14 protein-coding genes are annotated in these 14,696 nt (G+C 43.9%); 7 read left to right on the top strand and 7 right to left on the bottom strand.

Annotated elements, in window-relative coordinates; translation table 11 throughout:
* The first annotated feature begins 5 nt into the window (after positions 1–5).
* The 7 genes from DW036_RS07640 to DW036_RS07610 all read left to right on the top strand — a co-directional run bounded on the left by DW036_RS07640 (position 6) and on the right by DW036_RS07610 (position 5,777).
* The gene (locus DW036_RS07640; protein ID WP_233560340.1) at positions 6–2,270 is read left to right on the top strand and encodes a hypothetical protein; all 2,265 of its coding nucleotides are present in this window, start codon (positions 6–8) and stop codon (positions 2,268–2,270) included.
* 5 nt (positions 2,271–2,275) lie between these two features.
* Positions 2,276–3,238, top strand: a complete 963-nt coding sequence (locus DW036_RS07635; RefSeq protein ID WP_118462627.1) for a YncE family protein — start codon at positions 2,276–2,278, stop codon at positions 3,236–3,238.
* Positions 3,239–3,254: 16 nt separating this feature from the next.
* A complete protein-coding gene (locus DW036_RS07630) occupies positions 3,255–3,845 on the top strand; it encodes a DUF4376 domain-containing protein (RefSeq protein ID WP_118462624.1) in 591 nt (196 codons plus the stop codon).
* 4 nt (positions 3,846–3,849) lie between these two features.
* Complete coding sequence (locus tag DW036_RS07625; RefSeq protein ID WP_118462621.1) at positions 3,850–4,332, top strand: hypothetical protein; 483 nt, start codon at positions 3,850–3,852, stop codon at positions 4,330–4,332.
* Positions 4,333–4,438: 106 nt separating this feature from the next.
* Positions 4,439–4,933: a hypothetical protein gene (locus DW036_RS07620; protein WP_118462618.1), complete on the top strand. Its 495-nt coding sequence runs from the start codon at positions 4,439–4,441 to the stop codon at positions 4,931–4,933.
* Positions 4,930–5,328, top strand: a complete 399-nt coding sequence (locus tag DW036_RS07615) for a D-Ala-D-Ala carboxypeptidase family metallohydrolase (protein ID WP_118462616.1) — start codon at positions 4,930–4,932, stop codon at positions 5,326–5,328. Before DW036_RS07620 ends, DW036_RS07615 begins: the two co-directional genes overlap by 4 nt.
* Positions 5,325–5,777: a DUF6808 domain-containing protein gene (locus tag DW036_RS07610; protein WP_118462613.1), complete on the top strand. Its 453-nt coding sequence runs from the start codon at positions 5,325–5,327 to the stop codon at positions 5,775–5,777. Before DW036_RS07615 ends, DW036_RS07610 begins: the two co-directional genes overlap by 4 nt.
* Before the next feature lie 340 nt (positions 5,778–6,117).
* Here DW036_RS07610 and DW036_RS07605 read toward each other — a convergent pair whose 3' ends face one another.
* The 7 genes from DW036_RS07605 to DW036_RS07575 form a co-directional block, all read right to left on the bottom strand.
* Positions 6,118–7,116 carry a M20/M25/M40 family metallo-hydrolase gene (locus DW036_RS07605; protein WP_118462610.1) on the bottom strand — a complete coding sequence of 333 codons (999 nt, stop codon included), beginning with the start codon at positions 7,114–7,116 and terminating at the stop codon, positions 6,118–6,120.
* Between the two features lie 19 nt (positions 7,117–7,135).
* The gene (locus tag DW036_RS07600) at positions 7,136–9,325 is read right to left on the bottom strand and encodes a tetratricopeptide repeat protein (protein ID WP_118462607.1); all 2,190 of its coding nucleotides are present in this window, start codon (positions 9,323–9,325) and stop codon (positions 7,136–7,138) included.
* 66 nt (positions 9,326–9,391) lie between these two features.
* On the bottom strand, positions 9,392–10,306 hold the full coding sequence (locus tag DW036_RS07595) for a glutaminase (RefSeq protein ID WP_118462604.1): 915 nt from the start codon (positions 10,304–10,306) through the stop codon (positions 9,392–9,394).
* 18 nt (positions 10,307–10,324) lie between these two features.
* A complete protein-coding gene (locus tag DW036_RS07590) occupies positions 10,325–11,347 on the bottom strand; it encodes a porin (protein WP_118462601.1) in 1,023 nt (340 codons plus the stop codon).
* 114 nt (positions 11,348–11,461) lie between these two features.
* Complete coding sequence (pgk, locus tag DW036_RS07585) at positions 11,462–12,721, bottom strand: phosphoglycerate kinase (RefSeq protein WP_118462598.1); 1,260 nt, start codon at positions 12,719–12,721, stop codon at positions 11,462–11,464.
* Positions 12,722–12,808: 87 nt separating this feature from the next.
* Positions 12,809–13,483: an endonuclease III gene (gene nth / locus DW036_RS07580; protein WP_118462595.1), complete on the bottom strand. Its 675-nt coding sequence runs from the start codon at positions 13,481–13,483 to the stop codon at positions 12,809–12,811.
* A complete protein-coding gene (locus tag DW036_RS07575; protein WP_118462592.1) occupies positions 13,480–14,676 on the bottom strand; it encodes an MFS transporter in 1,197 nt (398 codons plus the stop codon). Before DW036_RS07575 ends, nth begins: the two co-directional genes overlap by 4 nt.
* Positions 14,677–14,696 lie beyond the last annotated feature (20 nt).

The raw sequence follows: 14,696 nt of genomic DNA, 5'->3' as shown, positions 1-14,696 counted from the left end.
ACCATATGGTATTAGATTCAAATCAGTTTAACCAGCTTGTAGAAGAGGTAAAGAAAGCTCTCCTTACGGGTTCCCAAGGTGTTGGTGATGTCGAGGTAGTCGATTCACTGGATGACATAGTGAGCTTGCCCGCACTTCGTCTTTCTGGTATGGACGAGTCGGTTGTTGAAGCTCCTTTGGAACTGTTGTCTGCTCCTGCCAAGGAAGCTGCCGAAGAACTGCGTAAAGCCGAAGAAGGACGTGTCTCAGCGGAGAACCTGCGTAAGGATGCGGAAACAAAGCGTGTTTCTGCTGAAGGTACCCGCGCATCTGCTGAAGCTACGCGTATCAATTCGGAGAAAGATCGTGTGACGGCCGAAGGTACCCGGAAAACAGCCGAGACAGAACGGGGCAAGGCTGAAACTACCAGACAGGCTTCCGAGACTGCCCGAGCTACTGCTGAGTTCGGACGTGCTGATGCTGAATCCAAACGTATCAGTGCCGAAGATGAACGTAAAAATGCTGAGACTACGCGGGCTGGTGCTGAGTCTATCCGGCAGACAAATGAAACAGGCCGTGTCAATGCTGAAAAGAACCGCGTTACTGCAGAAGGTTCCCGTGTGACGGCTGAAAACGGGCGTGTTACTGTAGAGAATGCCCGCGTTACAGCTGAGGATGTGCGTAAGAGTGCAGAAACAAGCCGTCAGATAGCCGAGAGTGTACGCGTCAATGCTGAAAGCGGCCGTGTAACTGCAGAAGGTAACCGTGTTACTGAATTTGCTACCCTCAAGAAGAATTCGGAAACGGCCACTGCAAACGCTACTGACACGGCAGAACATCCTACCTATATCGGGACGGACCACTATGTATACCAATGGGAGAAGTCCACTAAAAAGTACGTAAAGACGGATATTTATGTTAAAGGTAAGCCGGGAGATACGTTCACTCCTCTTGGACAATATGATACACTTGCCGCCTTGAAAGCTGCTGTTCCTGATGGTTCCGGTAGTAGCGGTTTCTATGCTGTGGGTGCAGCTTTACCCTACACATATTACGCATGGTATAACGGTGACTGGCAAAGTCAGGGGCGATTACAAGGAGAGAAAGGCGATAAGGGAGAGAAAGGGGATACAGGAGCACGAGGTCCTCAAGGTGTACAAGGTCCACAGGGGATAAAAGGTGATACTGGTGCAACAGGACCGCAAGGAGTAAAGGGCGATACTGGTGCTACTGGCCCTAAGGGGGATACAGGAGCAACCGGTCTTCAAGGTCCCAAAGGGGATACTGGTCCGCAAGGGGCTACCGGTCCTATTGGTGCAAAAGGTGCAACTGGTGCGACAGGTCCTGCCGGAACGACACCTACGATTGGTTCGAATGGTAATTGGTATCTTGGGACTACCGATACAGGTAAACCTTCAAGAGGTGCAACAGGAGCTACTGGGGCAACCGGTGCCACTGGTGCACAGGGAATACAAGGTCCAAAGGGCGATAAAGGAGACAAGGGTGATACTGGTGCAAAAGGCGCAATCGGTGCCACTGGTCCTGCTGGAACAAACGCAACCATTACCGGTGCATCCGCTACAGTGGATGCCAATGTCGGTACTCCTGCAGTAACAGTTTCTCTTGGTGGTACTGCTTCTGCAAGAACCTTTGCCTTTGCCTTCAAAAACTTGAAAGGTGCCACTGGTGCAACCGGTCCTCAAGGCGCGACAGGTCCTGCCGGAGCTAAAGGAGCTACCGGTGCGACTGGTCCACAAGGTGCAACTGGACCTGCTGGGGTCAATGCCACTATTACGGGAGCGACTGCTACAGTTGATGCGAATATCGGTACTCCCTCTGTAACGGTCACTGCAGGTGGAACGGCATCTGCAAGAACCTTTGCTTTTGCTTTCAAGAATCTGAAGGGTGCAACCGGACCACAGGGGGCTACCGGTCCTGCTGGTGCGAAGGGTGCTACGGGTGCACAAGGTCCTCAGGGTGTTGGAGACCCGACCGTCACGGGTGTCAATACGGTTACAACCCTTGCTTCTTTGCCTGTATCAAAGAGAAGTATCGTTGCTACCCTTGCTTCTGCTACAAATCTGTCTGTCGCAAGTGGTATGTCAGTAGGGCAAGACTTATATATTAGATGTAAAGCAATGGCAACTTTTATTCAGCCTATACCTAATAGTGGTGCGTACACTTCGATGTCAGGCTCATCGCTAAGTGTTGCTTCGGGAGATGTTTTTGAGATTAGCATTTGGTGCTATGCAGCAGGTGCGTACTCTATATCCGTAAAAATGAAAGAATAACGATTATGAGTATTATACAAAGAAGAGCGGATTCAGGCGTTAAAAGTGGGAAATATGTAGCAGCCATATATATGGGTAAACAATTCTTTTCTACAGATTATGGTCTGAGCTTTACTGAGAAGAAATGTAATTTTATCTATCTGTCTGCATCAGTTGCTATATTAGAGGATACAGGTGATGTATTTGTAGCTACTCGCGGTAGTATAAATAATATATATGTTTCGAGAGATGGTTTGGTTACCACTAATCTCATTAAACCCAATACTTTATTTGAAGATATAACAGGGATGGATATTACTAAAGACGGAAACACCCTGTTTGTATTAGGTGAATATCAATATTTACGTAAAATTGATATTCAAACGAACACTATCATTGAGGGAAACTGGTTAAATGTTGATTATAAAATGCATAAATTAGCTGTATCAAGGAATGGCAGATATATAGTAATTGCCGGGGATTCATTTATGCATGGTTCTAATGATTATAGTTTGACTTTGAAACTGTCAAAACAAATAGAGTACCCATATTCAACTAGTAATAAATTAAATGATATGGTGATGAGTGGTGATGGTAAGTATATCTTCTATTCTTTTAAAAGTGCTTCTCTTGATTATAATGGCATCTTTAGGGTACATTGTGATGATTGGGATACAGTAGACCGGATTTCTGTAGCTGAGATTAATAACTACTATATACCCACTCAGATATGTGTGTCCCATACAGGAAAGTATATTATACTGATATATGGTAGTAGTCAAGGAAATTGGATATCCCGCGATTTTGGTAGGAGTTTTACCAGACTGGTTGGTATGGATGATGCAACCCAGTTTGTAATGTCCTCCAATGGTAAATATATTTATTGTATAAATGGTTCTGCATTATATAGGTCTGCTGATTATGGGAACACTTTTTCATTGGCACTATCTGGGATTAATAGTTCTTATATGATTGCAATAAGTAAGTAATTTAAAAACAGAGATTATGTTATATGTAAATATCGATTCAGTAAGTAAAGTTATTAACCTCGATTTTGAGCTTGATGATAACTATGAAGTAGGTACAACCTATGAAGATTACCTTGATGGTAAGTGGGTTAAACTAAACGAGGAACAAGAAGCGTTCTATAATGCTAATTCGTCAGCTTCTATAAAAGAAGTGTTTGATTGTGTGCTAAGGTCTCCCTATGAACCTACAATCGAAGAAGTGAAAAGCCTGAAAATCTCTCAGATAACCGAGTATGACCAATCGGATGCTGTTAATCAGTTCTTGTTGGGCGGAAAGCGGATGTGGCTTGATAAAGATACGCGTGTCGGTCTTGTAAATTCAATCACTATCGAGCAGACAGCAGGGAAAGAAACGACTGTGTTATGGCATGATGCGATGAAGTACGTGATACCTATTCCTCTTGCCTTGCAGATGCTTGCTGCTTTGGAACTCTATGCTCTGGATTCCTACAATGCTACGCAGGAGCACATAGCTGCTGTCAAAGCACTTGCCACGAAAGAAGAGGTAGAAGCCTACGACTATACTTCCGGCTATCCTGATAAATTAGTGTTTAACCTTAATCAATAATGATATGATTTACTTATACCTTATATCGTTGATATTCCTCACTATGTACATAGTGTATGCGGTGAGAGTGTGTGGAGTGCCTTGGTCACTCTCTGATACTTATTATCAGTTGAAAAAGCGGAACCGTCCGGCATGGTTGTTCCAAATGGCTATGATTATTCCTGCCATGCTCTTGATGCCGGTGTGGCTGGAGTGCTCTTCCGGGAACTTGCAGTTCCTCGCATTCCTCTCATGTGGAGGACTCATGTTCGTAGGTTCTGCACCGTTGTTTAAGGAGGAGTTCCAAGGCAGGGTGCACTATACCGGAACCGCCATCAGCGGCATTGCGGCTATCCTCTGGCTCTGTCTGTCAGAAATGTGGTGGCTGCCTGCTACTACTTTTCCAGTTGCCGGGATTGTCATGCTCAAATACCGCAAGTGGTTGTTCTGGGTGGAGATGGCGGCATTCGTATGTGCGTATGCAGGGGTGTTGATTGTCCTGATATAAAAATTCCCGTCCTACTTTCTCAAGCTGGGCGGGATGAACAAAACTACTATGTGACCTTAACGGTCATGTTGCAAAGATAATATTAATAATTAGATAATATTTGAGAATGGATAGATTATTGACATTAGACCAAATTCGGGTGATATGCGTGTCGTTATTTAGTTCGATGTTAGCGTATCTGACACCCACCAAAGGCTTCCTTATAGCTTTGGCAGTGATGTTTGCCTTTAATATCTGGTGCGGTATGCGTGCCGATGGCGTGAGTATTGTTCGGTGCAAAAATTTCTCTTGGGGGAAGTTTAAAAATGCATTGGCAGAGCTGCTTTTGTACTTGGTTATTATTGAAGTGGTATTTATCTTTATGAACTCGATAGGGGATGGGGAGAGTGCTTTCATTGTGATAAAGACTATTACGTACGTCTTCTCATACGTGTATTTACAGAATGCATTCAAGAACCTGATTATGGCATACCCAAAGAATAAAGCATTCCGGATAATCTATCACTTGATTAGATTTGAATTCAAACGTGCGATGCCCTCACATGTCCAGGGGGTTATTGAAAGAATTGAAAACGAAATTGATAAGGAGGAAGAAAAATGAACTACTTTACAATTGCTGAACTCTGCAAGTCAGATACAGCCGACCGGTTAGGTATTGATAACCGGTGTAAGAAGGAACATGTAGTCAATATGACTGCATTAGTAGATAACGTACTGGACCCATTACGGGAGGCATACAGTAAGCCAATCACTGTGAACAGTGGTTTCCGTTGCCCGGCACTCAATAAAGCCGTGAAAGGTTCAGCTACGAGCGACCACATGACTGGACGGGCGGCAGATATAACCGGTGGAAGTCCGAAGGAAAACAAAAGGCTGTTTTATCTGATTCAATCGCTGGGGCTCCCTTTTGACCAGCTCATTGACGAGAAGAACTTTGCTTGGGTACACGTGAGCTATCGTGAAGGGGCAAACCGTAAACAAGTGCTTGCTCTATGAAAAAGCTACCTTGGATATTAGTAATATTGCTGGCTGTGGCTTGTGTGGCTGTTTGGTTCCGTCCGCACGAGCCTTTGCCGGCAGAAATACGTACCGAAACGAAGGTAAATACAGTAGTCAAGGTTGATACTTTGCTTATCTCTGCACCTATGGCACCTCTGTTAGTTTTCCAGCTAACAGATACTATTCGTATTGGTGACACTGTTGTTCATCGTGAGCAGGCTTATTATGAGGATAGTCTTTACCGGGCATGGGTGAGTGGTTATCGTCCGAGGCTTGATAGTTTGCAGATATTTCCAAAGACTGTATATCAGACGGTGACGAATGATATTTACCATACTATCACACCTAGAAAGAAACGCTGGGGATTGGGGATGCAAGTCGGCTATGGCTATCCATCTGGAATATATGCCGGTGTAGGTGTTAGCTACAACCTTTTTCTGTGGTAACATGTTATAAAGAAGTAGAAGTAATTCGTCATTGATGAATTTGGGCCTCGGCTGGTGACGGTCGGGGCTTTTTCTTGTTCAAGTGTTAAAAATGAAGCAGAATAGGCTACCTTTTCCTTTCTATGATTTATCTTTGCTCCCAAAACAATATGGAATACAATCATGATGAAAATAGCGTAAAATCTCTAATTATAATGTTTGTTTTACAACTGTTTTACTAAGATGTTTTTATTGTGATGTATATCTTTGTTTTATAGCTTGTTATAATGTTATGTGTCTCATAATAATATCATGGGGCTTCCTGTACAGAAATTGTACAGGGAATTACTGAAAGTATAGTTCAATACTCCTTCTCGTTTGCCAGATTCCAGGCATTCAGAAAGGATGCTTTGGTTATCTCCACTATCTTCTCCCAATTCAGTTTGTCTGTATGATCGGAGGGTTGATGGTAATCCGGGTGCCCATCTGTATGATACCAGATAATAGGAACTCCCGCTTTGGCAAAAGAACCGTTATCACTACCGCCTATGGGATTATCCCATGGACGATAGTCGGGGTCCAGTTGGAGGTTGTATTTCTTTATATCTTCTTTTAGCCATTTTCCAAAAGTCGGATTGGCCTCCGTATAGAAATAAACTACATGCATGGGTTGTTGCGGCTTATTATTACGGCCTATCATGTCGAAGTTCAGATATCCTTTGATCTGCGAAATGAACGGACAGGTTTGTACAAAGTATCTGGAACCCAGCAATCCTTTCTCCTCACCGTCCCAGAAGGCAAAAATAATATTTCGTTCCGGTTGCTTGCCGCTGACAATGAACGCTCTGGCTATTTGCAGAACGGCTGATACACCGGAAGCATTATCATCAGCACCATTATAAATCTGATCACCTTCAAGAGCAGGATCTATTCCCAAATGATCAAAGTGCGCACCGACAATAGCGTACTCACTGGTGTTTTTACCGGGGATCATTCCCAGTACATTTGCCATAGAGAGCTTCTGATGTACTTCTCTTTTGAATATGGTTATTGAATCGGGGTGTACTTCCAACCTTCCCCTTTTCTGGCGTTCTCTTCTGTATGCTTCAAAAGGTTGAAAATAGCTATCTCCCAACGGTTGTATTCCCATAGCCTGAAGCAATGAAGCAATATATTGGGCAGCTACCTTTGAACCATGGTATCCGGCTTCCCGCCCTTGTAATTCATCGTGAGCCAGAAAACCGATATATGCTTCGGCAGATGTCCGGTTTATGCTTTTCAGTCCTTTCTCTACAGGACTTTGCGCTGTAGCCAGATAGCTAAGGCAACAGAATACAGCCAAGATACAGTATTTCTTCATTAGCTACTTATTTATGTCTTTATTCAATCATATCCAGCATTAATGGAATTTCTTCTCCTGCAATACCTTGTTTGAGAAGACTGCTCCGGTCTCTGTCGAATATTTCAAGGAAAGCATCTTTACTTCCGCTTTCTGCCATGGCCTTGCCATATAGCCCGACTGCTTTTTCTATGTTTCCCAGTACCCAGGCCACGTGTCCGGCATTGAGATAATCCGTAGCAAGTGGCTTGGCTGCAAGGAGTTTATCATAATACTTCATAGCCTGTTCATGCTTACCACTGACAAATGAACACCAGCCAATGCCGCGCCATGCCTTCATACAGTCGTTTTCCAGGAAGTCTAACTTGAAGAAATATTGCAGGGCATCGTCATACCTTTTTTGTTCTGCCAGGCAACTACCGGTATAGAACAATACATTGCGATTTTCCGGTTGAATGGCTTCTACGCGGTGATAGTATTCCAAAGCTGCATCGAAATTCTTCATCTGGCGGTAACAGGTAGCCAGGTGGCGAAGTGTCCACAGGTGATCGGGCTTCAGCATATCGGCTTTCAGATAAGCATCTATGGCTTCTTTATAGCATTTCACCTTTTGTAGGCAGAAGCCTGTTTTCTGGAAGACGTCCGCATTGGCCTGTTTCCGGTCTATCAATATCCGGTAGAGTTCCAATGCTTCGGCAGGGTGCTCTTTGCGGAAGTGGAAGTCGGCAACGGCCATTAGTAGTTCGGGAGCACTCAGCAATTCCTTCAGTAGAGGGTTGCTGTGCAAAGCAATCTCTTGCTGGAAGATATTATGAAACTCGAATCTGCGTTGGCTAAGTTTGAAGAAACGGTATAAATCGTGAATGTACTGGTTACTGATAACATCAGGCCGTTCAGCATATTGTTTCAGACTGGCACTATTCTTTTCTTCCATAAAGTCGCTTTGATCCTGAGGGGTCATCTGGTTTAGCATCATGTCACGTTGTCCCTGCGGAAGTTGTGCAATGGTGAAGCAAAATGAATACTTATCACTGTTGCAGAAGAATCCTGATTGCAGGATGATAGAGAGGACAGAACTCTCACCACTTTGGTTCAAACCCACCTGATGGATAATGCTGGAATGCATCCGGTCGAAAGGGTAGAACCAGTTATGTGGTTCGCGGAAGAAAGGATACCCTTTGAGTTGTGCGAATGTGCTCATATAGACATCTGCTCCTTCCAGTTGCAGATCGTTCATCTCGCGTATTTTATCTCCCAAACCCGATTGCTCGAAAGCTTGTTCCCAGTCGGGATTGCGGTCGTTTTCATCTGTTTCTTCAAAACCGAACTTCATGTTGCGCATGATATTCACGTTCTTCATCATTTCGGGAATGATTTCTTCCCGCATCTTTCTGTCGATCTTTTCCGTTTCCTGGCTACGAAGTAGCTGGATATAAATACGGTTCACCTGTTTGCTGAAGTTAGGGTCTTCTCTGAAAAGAGAAATACGTGCTTCCAATTCCGGATAAAGTGCAATGCGTGAAGGATAGAGATGCAAGATAATAACAAGTCCTACCAATGCTCTCTGATTGATTTGCGGATTGGTATGGCGAAGCCCGTCGAGTAACCAGTTTACTTTGCGCTCATCGAAACACTCCATTAAACTGAGTGTGACAGCACTGACAAACAGGCATAAGTCATTGGTTGGCAATGTCTCCGAACGAAGCATATCTTCTGCCTGGGCAAATTCTTCCAAAGTCCAACCACTGTTGCTCCAGGTAGTAAGAAACATCACCTGATGTGTTTCTTCATGTCGTCTCAGGATAGCGTCCAAACCTTGGTAGTTTGCTAACTGTGATACAGCCATTTCATCTGCAAAGCCTTCCAGGATCTTTTGCTGGCCGGAAAGGTCATAAGCTTTCGGAAGTTGGTTGGGATTCCTGCGCAGGGAGTGGTAATAGTGGGTGGATATTTCATCTAATAATGCAATACGTGTCTGGTCGGCAATCTCCCATGTATCAGCCAATAGCTGACGATACAGTTTCTGCCGTTCCGGGTCTTTCATACCCAGTTTCATATATTGCAACATATATTGATAGGAAGTCTGGATTTGTTCCAGTCGGCTACGTAGACTCCAGTCGTTACCATTATATAAGAAAGCATCCAGTTGAACGAGAGCTTCTTTCAGCCGTTTATCTTCCAATAAACTGGCTATTTGGTTATATTGTTTTTGGATGGATTGTTCATTCATATTCAGTCCTTTCTTTAATACTTTATTAATATAAGGTACAAAAATGATGCCAAAAAGTTCGGGGGTTTAGAAAATACTGATAGCTGTTTTGGTTGTCAGCAATTCAAGAGCTTTCATTCCCATTACAGAGTTGCCTTTAGGGTTAAGTCGCGGACTCCATACTGCTACCGCATACTTGCGTGGGCAGACAGCTGCAATACCACCACCAACACCGCTTTTTCCGGGTAACCCCACCAGATAAGAGAATTCTCCGGCTTCATCGTAGAAGCCGCAGGTCTGCATAATGGCATTGATACGTTTCACTTGTGAAGTCGTCAGTTCGATTCCATCAAAACTGAACGGTCTTGTATGATCGGCGAAAGGAAGGAAAGAACGTGCCAGTTCCCGGCAACTCATGCCTATGGAACATTGAAGGAAATAGAAGTGGAGTACCTGCTCAATGTCGTTTTCTATATTACCATGATATTTCAGCATATTGGTAATGGCTGCATTCAGATAGCCATGTTCCCGTTCGGAAGTTGCCATACCTTCATTATATTGAATCTGGTCGTTGCCGCAGAGTCTTCGTACGAAAGCGAGATAATCCTTTTCCGGATCATCAAGTACTGAAAGCAGGATGTCTGCCATTACTAATGCTCCCGCATTGATGAGAGGATTGCGGGGAATTCCTTTCTCCATTTCCAGCTGGAAGATGGAGTTGAATGCATTACCGGATGGTTCTACACCTATACGTTTCCAGAGTTCATTGCCCATCCGGCTGAAACTTATCGCAAGAGAGAATACTTTTGAAATACTTTGTACGGCGAAACGCTCGTCACTGTCTCCCTGGGCATATTCTTTTCCTTCAATAGTACGTAGGCAAATGCCATAGCAATCAGGATTGACTTTCAGCAACTCAGGAATATAGCTTGCCGGTTTACCCATTTGGGCGTATGGCTGTATCTCTTCGTATATTTCTTTCAGAATTTCGGTGTAGTCCATGGTATATAAGGTTTTTCTTTAGAAACGCACCTGCAATTGCGCTTGCAGCAGGTTACTGTTATCTCCGATATGGCGGTTGCAGTATGTATACTGTGCCTGTACCCTGCATTTAGGATAGAACCAATATTGTAAACCTACTACATAATTACTTTGCTTATCATCGAGTACTTTGCTCTTATTAAGATAATCATAAGATGCTATTACATCTACTTTCGGGAATACATGTGCAGATGCTGTTACATAATAACCGTTACTTTTGATGTGTCCGTCTTTTCCGGCCAGGTATTCCGTGCGCACATCCACCGGTTTGGTTTTAATGACTGCACCTGCCGACCACCGGTTACGGGTATAGTTTTCGCCTACCTGTATGTCGGGATTAAGGCTGGAAACGGCCACAGCACATCCTTTCCCTTTTACAAATGAACCGCCTACAGACAGCCAGTCGAGTGGATGAACCATCAGGCTACCTACAATATCCTTCTGATTGTTTTTATCTTTCAGGTTGATGCCTTGCCCGTTCATTACCGCAAGATTATAGTTCACCAGTTTTCCAAACAGATCACCATAGAGCAGGAGTCCCATATCGCGTCCGCTACTGGAACCATACAAAGGATCACTGCCATTGATGCCAGCCAGATAATTGACAGATTGCGAGTAGCAATTAATCAGTTCTACATAGCAGGGAGACATTGGGTTTTCAATGGTATACATGGTTTTAAATTGTCCGATGCGGGCAGTCAGTTGCGGAAGGAATTTATATTCGGTATATGCTTCAAGGATTTTTCCCGTATTGGCAAAGCTGTACATGAAGTAGCACAACCAACGGTCGGTAATTCTACCTTCTGCCATAAAGATAACCCGCTTGATGTCGAACGTATTACTGCTACCATCGGCATCATCGTAGGAATAACCCACCTGTGCGTAGCCTGCGAGTTTGATGCGGTCTTTAAGGGTATTTACTACATCGTTCAAACATGCATCTTGTGCTGTTGCTATCAGTGCGGAAAGTAGGAAAGCAAAGGATAACAAAGTTCGTCTCATTTCTATGATAAATGTGTTAGGGAAGATAATTGATCGTTTACTATAAAAATATAAGATTAAAAAAGGCAACCCTTCTTTTCAAAGAGCTGCCTTTTGGTATGATAATGTTTATTCTTATTCGTTGATAGCAGCGATACCCGGAAGAACTTTTCCTTCGATTGCTTCGAGCAATGCACCACCACCTGTTGAAACGTAAGAAACACCGCTTGCCAAGCCAAACTTGTTAACGCAAGCTACAGAGTCACCACCACCTACAAGTGAGAATGCACCGTTTTTAGTAGCCTCTACGATAGCTTCGCCTACTGCACGTGAGCCGTGAGTGAAGTTTTCGAATTCGAATACACCTGTCGGGCCATTCCACAAGATAGTCTTGGAGTTTTTGATAACGTCTGTGAAGATTTTCTCAGTTTCAGGACCGATATCCAGACCTTCCCAACCATCAGGAATTTGGTCAACCGGACAGAACTTGGTGTTAGCGTCATTGGAGAAAGCGTCAGCAATCTTAGCATCAACAGCCAATACCAGGTTTACACCTTTTTCTTTTGCTTTTTCTACCAGTTCGAGAGCCAGATCCAGTTTGTCATCTTCGCAGATAGAAATACCGATCTTACCACCCATAGCCTTAGTGAAAGTATAAGTCATACCACCTGCGATGATCAGGTTGTCAACCTTGCTCAGCAGATTTTCGATAATTTCAATTTTAGAAGAAACTTTAGAACCACCCATGATAGCAGTGAACGGACGTTTGATGTCATTCAATACTTTATCAACAGCCTTCACTTCTTTCTCCATCAGGTAACCGAACATTTTGCTGTCTTTGTCGAAATATTTAGCGATCAAAGCTGTAGAAGCATGCGCACGGTGAGCTGTACCGAAAGCGTCATTTACATAACAGTCAGCGTAAGAAGCCAATTTCTTGGTGAATTCTTTCTGGCTTTCTTTAACGGCTTTCTTTGCAGCAGCTTTTTCTTCGTCTGTAGCGTCTTCAGCCAAACCACGGGGTTTGCCTTCTTCTTCAGCATAGAAACGAAGGTTCTCGAGCAACAATACTTCACCCGGTTGCAGAGCAGCAGCCTTCACAGCAGCTTCTTCGCCCATACAGTCGTTAGCGAATTGTACGTCAACACCCAGCAACTCGGAAAGATGATTCAGAATGTGTTTCAGTGAGAATTTGTCAGCCGGACCTTTCGGGCGACCGAGGTGAGAACCAATAATTATACTACCACCGTCAGCTAGAATTTTCTTCAACGTAGGAAGAGCAGCACGCATACGGTTATCATCTGTAATGTTGAAGTTTTCGTCCAGAGGTACATTGAAGTCTACACGAACGAATGCCTTTTTACCGGCAAAGTTGAATTGATCAATTGTCATAATACTCTATTTTATTTAAAAGTGTTATTAATTCGTTTTCGTGAGCGCAAAGTTAGCATTTATTTCTTTCTTTTGCTATGAATCCGTCGTTTATTCTTTATCTTTCGGCTTCTCTTTGCTAACTTTATACTTCTCGCAATAATATTTGCACATCAATTGCAAACCGCACTTATCACATTGCGGTGTACGTGCCTGACAGACGTATCTTCCATGTAAGATAAGCCAGTGATGTGCAATGGGAATATCCGCTTCCGGAATATTTTTCACCAATTCTTTTTCTACACTGAATGGCGTGGTACATGCATCCGAAACCAGTCCGAGGCGGTGACTTACACGGAACACATGAGTATCTACTGCCATTGCAGCTTTGTTAAATACAACGGATTGTATAACGTTCGCCGTCTTTCGTCCTACGCCGGGTAGTTTTATAAGCTCTTCCAGTGTATCGGGCACTTCGCTGTTGAAGTCTTTCACCAACATTTGTGCCATGCCTACCAGGTGTTTTGCTTTATTATTGGGATAAGATACGCTGCGGATATATTCGTATATCACTTCCGGTGTACTGGCTGCAAGAACTTCCGGGGTAGGGAAGTCGCGATACAACGGTGGAACAATCATATTCACCCGCTTGTCTGTACATTGGGCGGAGAGGATGACTGCTATCAGCAGTTGGAACGGGGTTTCGTAATGCAGTTCCGTTTCGGCTACAGGACGATTCTTCCGAAACCAGGCAAGAATTTTTTCGTAACGTTCTTTTTTTCTCATCGCAATTTATTTTTATGGTAATGAGGAGCCACTTTCCCATTGAAGTAGAGCATAGAGACAATGGTGAGACAAGCCCCGAACAAATAAGCTTTATCGAAAGTGCTGACCTCCGCAATATATCCTCCTGCTAGCATACCGATACCGATGCCTACATCCCAGGATGTCAGATAGGTAGAAGTGGCAGTACCGCGTTGACTGTTGGGGGCGAGGTTGACAAAAAGGGTGTTGTAAGCCGGAAACATAATACCAAAACCTACTCCCAATAGCAGGGCTACGGCAAAGAAAACAACAGTACATAACATGTTGTTCCAACTGATAAGATATACACATGCTGAAAGGAGGAAGAAACTGAATACTACGAGATACAGTCCGGCTGAAATGACCTGTGTTATTTTACCCCTGTCCACTATCTTTCCGGAGAAAATACGCGAGATAGCCATACCTATTGCCATGAAGGTGAAGAAAAATCCCGTAGTGGCATTGATACCAATCTGCTTGGCATACATAGCCACATAGTTCGTTGTCATTCCGTATGGAATGGAAAGCAATAAGAGGCTAATGCCTGCCGGAATACCTTTCAGTAATATGAACCGGTCGAGAGATATCGGTTCCCGCTTTACGGGTGGCTTATAAGGTGTCCTCACAAGAGAAGCACAAACAAAGCCTGCTATACAAGATCCCAACGAACAGCAGAAAATAGTGGTAAAGCTCATTCCTGCATCGTGCAGAAACAATCCGGACATCGGCCCTACTGCCATTGCAATATTATTCGAAAGTCCATAGTATCCTAATCCTTCTCCGCGTCGTGAAGAAGGCATGATGTCGATGACCACTGTATTGCCGCCTACGGTCACCATTCCGAACGATACGCCCTGTATGATACGAAACAGAATGAATAACGTAAGTGAACCGGCAATGATGTATCCGGCAAACATGGTCATAAAGATAAAATAAGCCATCAGATACAGAGGCTTACGTGCGAAGCTGTCCAAAAAGTAACCGGAAAAAGGGCGGATACATAAAGCTGCTACTGTATAACAGGAAAGAATAATGCCGATTGTTGAATTTCCGGCACTAAATACTTCGGACAGGTAGAATGGAAGTACCGGTATCAGCAACCAGAAGCCGAAGTACAGCAGGAAGTTGGCTGCAAGAATAAAACAATAGCTGGGAGTGACAAGTCTATCTTTCATAATGGGCAGCTTGAGTAAGA

Source organism: Bacteroides sp. AF39-11AC (genome assembly GCF_003474285.1).
Taxonomy (GTDB): Bacteria; Bacteroidota; Bacteroidia; order Bacteroidales; family Bacteroidaceae; genus Bacteroides.
The sequence above is the reverse complement of the archived record's forward strand: the minus strand, read 5'-3'. Positions and strand labels throughout refer to the sequence as shown.